The 4,804-nt window shown below is 74.1% G+C and carries 3 protein-coding genes and 2 pseudogenes; all 5 read left to right on the forward strand.

All coding sequences use genetic code 11. The annotated features are described in order from the left end of the window. Window positions 1-155: 155 nt before the first annotated feature. Window positions 156-449 carry a DUF3039 domain-containing protein gene (locus tag DY245_RS34410; protein WP_026169910.1) on the forward strand — a complete coding sequence of 98 codons (294 nt, stop codon included), beginning with the start codon at window positions 156-158 and terminating at the stop codon, window positions 447-449. Between the two features lie 298 nt (window positions 450-747). Continuing rightward, a pseudogene (locus DY245_RS34415) lies at window positions 748-879 on the forward strand (carbohydrate ABC transporter permease); the annotation flags it as partial. Window positions 880-883: 4 nt separating this feature from the next. After that, entirely contained in the window at window positions 884-2,536 is a 1,653-nt protein-coding gene (locus DY245_RS34420) for a beta-N-acetylhexosaminidase (RefSeq protein ID WP_128511041.1), read from the forward strand. 341 nt (window positions 2,537-2,877) lie between these two features. Next, window positions 2,878-3,774: an FAD binding domain-containing protein gene (locus tag DY245_RS34425; protein ID WP_128511042.1), complete on the forward strand. Its 897-nt coding sequence runs from the start codon at window positions 2,878-2,880 to the stop codon at window positions 3,772-3,774. Beyond that, a pseudogene (locus DY245_RS34430) lies at window positions 3,771-4,804 on the forward strand (2Fe-2S iron-sulfur cluster-binding protein); the annotation flags it as partial. The gene DY245_RS34425 and the pseudogene DY245_RS34430, both read left to right, overlap by 4 nt.

Below are 4,804 nucleotides of genomic sequence, written 5' to 3' on the forward strand. Positions count from 1 at the left end.
ACGCCGCCGGCCGCCCGGGTGGTCGCGGGCGCCGGGGCCGGCCCCGTACGCGCTGCCCTGGGCGGCCGCCGGGGTGGTGGCGGTGGGTCTTGCGCTCCACCTGGCGGTGGGCCGACGCTCCCGGGTTGCGGCGGGCGTGAGTACCCTTGGCTGTTATGAGCACTCTTGAGCCCGAGCGCGGGGCAGGTACGGGGACCCTCGTAGAGCCGACACCGCAGGTGTCGCACGGCGACGGCGACCACGAGCGCTTCGCCCACTATGTCCAGAAAGACAAGATCATGGCGAGCGCGCTCGACGGCACCCCCGTCGTGGCGCTGTGCGGCAAGGTCTGGGTCCCGGGTCGTGACCCGAAGAAGTACCCGGTCTGCCCCATGTGCAAGGAGATCTTCGAGTCCATGGGCGCCGGTGGCGACAAGGACAAGGGTGGCAAGGACGGCGGCAAGAAGTAGCGGCCGCGGGTCGTAGCGCCCAGCAGAACAGCAACAGCACAAGCCGCATGATCCGGCCATCGGCCGTGCGGTAGCGGTCCCCCGCCTTGGGCCCGGGCCCGGCTCCCTCGTGGAGCCGGGCCCGTCGTCGTTCCCGGAGCGGGGCACCGCCATGCGTTCCGGGGTGGGGCCGGTATGCGTTCCGGGGCGGGGTGGGCGGCCGACGACCCCTCGTCCGGGCGTACAACCGCTCTTGATCTCCTGGGAATTGTGCGGGTCCGGCTCTTCCGGGAGGTCGGCAACGCCCAAGCAGAAGGTCTTCAAGCCGGACGAGAACGACCGGGGCGGGATCATGGCAGCATCGACCGTGATGACCATCCCCGTGCTGGTCTTCTTCGTACTCGTACAGCGCCGACTGGTTTCGGGCCTGGGCGGCGCGGTGAAGGACTGACGGCATGCCGGAAACAGACCCCCACACGGGACCGGGCGGTGGCCTGATCCCGGCGCCGCTGAGCATCGACGGGCCCCACCGCGGCGCCGTCCAACTCGGCAAACGGACCGCGCTGGCGGCGGCGCCCGGCACCGAGGACACCGCGCACTGGCTGCGCACCACCCTCGGCGCGGCCTTCGGCCTGCCGCTGCCCCCCGGCTCCGCCGAGGCGACCGACACCCTCGCCCTCGCCCTCGATCCGGCCCTCCCCGCGGAGGGCTACCGGCTGGAGGCCGACCCCCGTTGGGGCGTACGGATCGCCGGCGGCGGCCCGGCCGGTGTCTTCTGGGGGGCACAGACACTGCGTCAGCTGCTCGGCCCGCACGCCTTCCGCCGGGCTCCGCTCGCACCGGGGCGCGCGGTCGTCCTGCCGCAGCTGACCATTGAGGACGGCCCCCGCTTCGCCTGGCGCGGCATGCTGCTCGACGTCGCACGCCACTTCCTGCCCAAGGACGGCGTGCTGCGCTGTCTCGACCTGCTGGCCGCCCACAAGCTCAATGTGCTGCACCTCCACCTCACCGACGACCAGGGCTGGCGTATCGAGATCGCGCGCTACCCGAAACTGACCGAAATCGGCGGCTGGCGGGAGCGCACCAAGCGCGGACACCGCGCCTCCCCGCTCTGGGACGAGCGCCCGCACGGCGGCTACTACACCCACGACGACATCCGCGAGATCGTCGCCTACGCCGCCCAGCGGCATATCACCGTCGTCCCCGAGATCGACATCCCCGGACACTCACAGGCCGCCATCGCCGCGTACCCCGAACTCGGCAACACCGACGTCATCGACACCACCTCCCTGAAGGTCTGGGACACCTGGGGCGTCAACCCCAACGTACTGGCACCCACCGACAACACCCTGCGGTTCTACGAGCACGTCCTGGAGGAGGTCCTCGACCTGTTCCCCTCGCCGTTCGTCCACATCGGCGGCGACGAATGCCCCAAGGAGCAGTGGCAGGCGTCCGCCACCGCCCAGGCGCGGATCGCCGAACTGTCGCTGGCCGACGAGAACGCGCTGCAGAGCTGGTTCATCCGGCACTTCGACCGCTGGCTCGCCGACCGCGGTCGGCGGCTGATCGGCTGGGACGAAATCCTGGAGGGCGGACTGGCGGAGGGCGCCGCGGTCTCCTCCTGGCGCGGCTACGCGGGCGGGATCGCCGCCGCCAAATCCGGCCACGACGTCGTCATGTGCCCCGAACAGCAGGTCTATCTGGACCACCGTCAGCACGCCGCCCCGGACGAACCGGTGCCCATCGGCTTCGTACGCACCCTGGAGGACGTCTACCGCTTCGAGCCGGTCCCACCGGAGTTGACGGCCGAACAGGCCACCCACGTCCTGGGCACCCAGGCCAACGCCTGGACCGAGGTCATGGACGATCAACAGCGCCTCGACTACCAGGTCTTCCCGCGGCTGGCGGCCTTCGCCGAGGTCGCCTGGTCGCGGTTGCCGGCGCCGGCCGAGCGCGACTACCAGGGCTTCACCCGGCGGATGGCCGCCCACTACGCCCGCCTCGACGCGCTCGGCGTCGCCTACCGCCCGCCCGGCGGCCCCCGTCCCTGGCAGAAACGCCCCGGTGTGCTCGGACGCCCGATCGACGGGGCGCCCCCAAACGTGTGAGCCCCGGTGCAAGGTGGGCGCTCGTGCGGCCGGACCCTGGGACGGTGGTGGGTACGGCGGTTCCCTCCCCGCACCGCCGTACCGAGCACCGCCGTACCCACGGTGGGTGTCCCTCCGGACGCCCGCCGTACGCGCCTTGCCCGCGAGCCGCACCGAAGTCCCCGCTCACCGGCGGTGGCGGACGAAACCGGACCAGCACCCCTGTTCGGGACGGATCGTCGCTTCGTGGACCCTCGCGCCGACGGCCCGGGAAGATGTGCCAGAGTTGCCACGTCCGGGCAGTGAGCACGTACCGTACGGCGGAGCGGAACTGCCGGGACACCGGGGAAGGGGCAGCTGGCTTGACCACGCACGCACCGCACGCGTCGCACACGGTGACGTTGCCGGCCTCGCTGGACGAGGCGGTGGCGGCGCTCACCGCCATGCCCGCCGCCGTGCCCGTCGCGGGCGGCACCGATCTCATGGCGGCGGTCAACGCCGGACTCCTCAGACCCGCAGCCCTGGTGGGCCTCGGCCGGATCAGCGAGATCCGCGGCTGGCAGTACCTGGACGGCCATGCGCTGCTCGGCGCCGGCCTCACCCTCGCCCGTATGGGACGCCCCGACTTCGCCGCCCTGATCCCCGGCCTGGCCGCCGCCGCCCGCGCGGCCGGCCCGCCGCAGATCCGTAACGCCGGCACCCTCGGCGGCAACATCGTGACCTCCGCCCCCACGGGCGACACCCTCCCGGTGCTCGCCGCCCTGGAGGCCACGGTGATCATCGCCGGCCCCGCGGGCGCCCGCCGCGAGATCCCGGTCAGCCACCTGCTGGCCGGCCGGGAGATGCTGCACCCCGGCGAACTCGTCGGCTTCGTACGGGTGCCGCTGCTGCACGCCCCACAGACCTTCCTCAAGGCCACCGGCCGCACCGGCCCCGGCCGGGCCACCGCCTCCGTGGCGCTGGTCCTGGACCCGGCCAGGCGCGGTGTGCGCTGCGCGGTCGGCGCGGTCGCCGCCATGCCGCTGCGGCCCCTGGAGGCCGAGCAGTGGGTGGCCTCGCTCATCGACTGGGACGGCGAACGCGGCCTGGTACCCGAGGCGCTGACCGCCTTCGGTGACTATGTCGCCGCCGCCTGCATCCCCGACCCGGCGCCGCCGGAGGACGGTTCGGAACCGGCGACCCTGCCGCCGGCCGCACTGCACCTGCGCCGTACGGTCGCAGCCCTGGCCCGCCGCGCTCTTGGGAGGGCGCTCTCGTGAGCAACCCAGACCACCGCAATCCGCAGCAGCCGTACCCCGATCAGGGGTGGCAGCCGCTGCCGCAGGGCGGCGAGTACGAGTCGGAGGCGACCGCCTTCGTCCAGCTTCCGGAGGGTTTCACCACCGGTGTCTACGGTGGCCGGACGCCCGGATACGCCACCCCGGGCGCCGACCCGCTCGCCGCGCCCGGCCACGGCTACACCCCGCCGGCCTCCTTCACCCCGCACGCCGCCGCGCCGTCGGTGCCCGCCGCGGGCACCGACCCGGCGGCCACCGGCCAGTGGACGATGCCGTTCGCGGACCCCTCGGCCGGCTATGCGGACCCGGCGGTCGGATACCCGGCCCAGGGCGACCCGTCGGCCCACCAGGGCCCGTCCGCGCTCTACCAGGGCGGCGCGCCCGAGTCGGCACGCCCCTGGGGCGGCGACCAGGTGGACTGGCCCGTCGCCGGCAGCGCGGAAGCGGGCGGCGGCGGAGCCTGGTCGGTCCCCGCCGCGGCGGACGACGGCCTTGAGGAGTCCGGCGAGTATCTGGTCGGCGACGACGGACTGACGGGGCATACGGGATTCACCGGCGGCCACCCGGGGCATTCCGGCCATCCGGGGCATCCGGGCCTTACGGGGCCGGGCGGCGCCGCTGCTTACCAGGGCGGCGGCTACCAGGGCGCCGGCGCGTACGACGGCTCCGGCAGCGCCGTGGACGCCGAGGAGGCCACCCGGACCGGGCACTGGAACTTCACCGCCGGACTGAGCGCCACGAGCGGGGCGCAGACGCACGCCACGGGGGCCCAGGAGGCCCCGCACGGCGGTGCGACGGCCGATCCCTTCGGCGGCCCCATGGGCGACCCGTACGCGCGCGAGAGCGGCTTCCCCGCCCATGGCGCCGAGCCGGGCGGCGAACTGCCCGGCGACGGTGGCCTGTCGGGCGCCGACCCGTACGGGACGGGCGCGGGCGGCTCGGACGACGCGGGCGCCGGTGCGACCGGGCACTGGTCGCTGCCGGCCGACGCGCTGGCGCAGTGGCCGCCGGC

The organism is Streptomyces inhibens, assembly GCF_003389455.1.
In the GTDB taxonomy this organism is placed as follows: domain Bacteria; phylum Actinomycetota; class Actinomycetes; order Streptomycetales; family Streptomycetaceae; genus Streptomyces; species Streptomyces inhibens.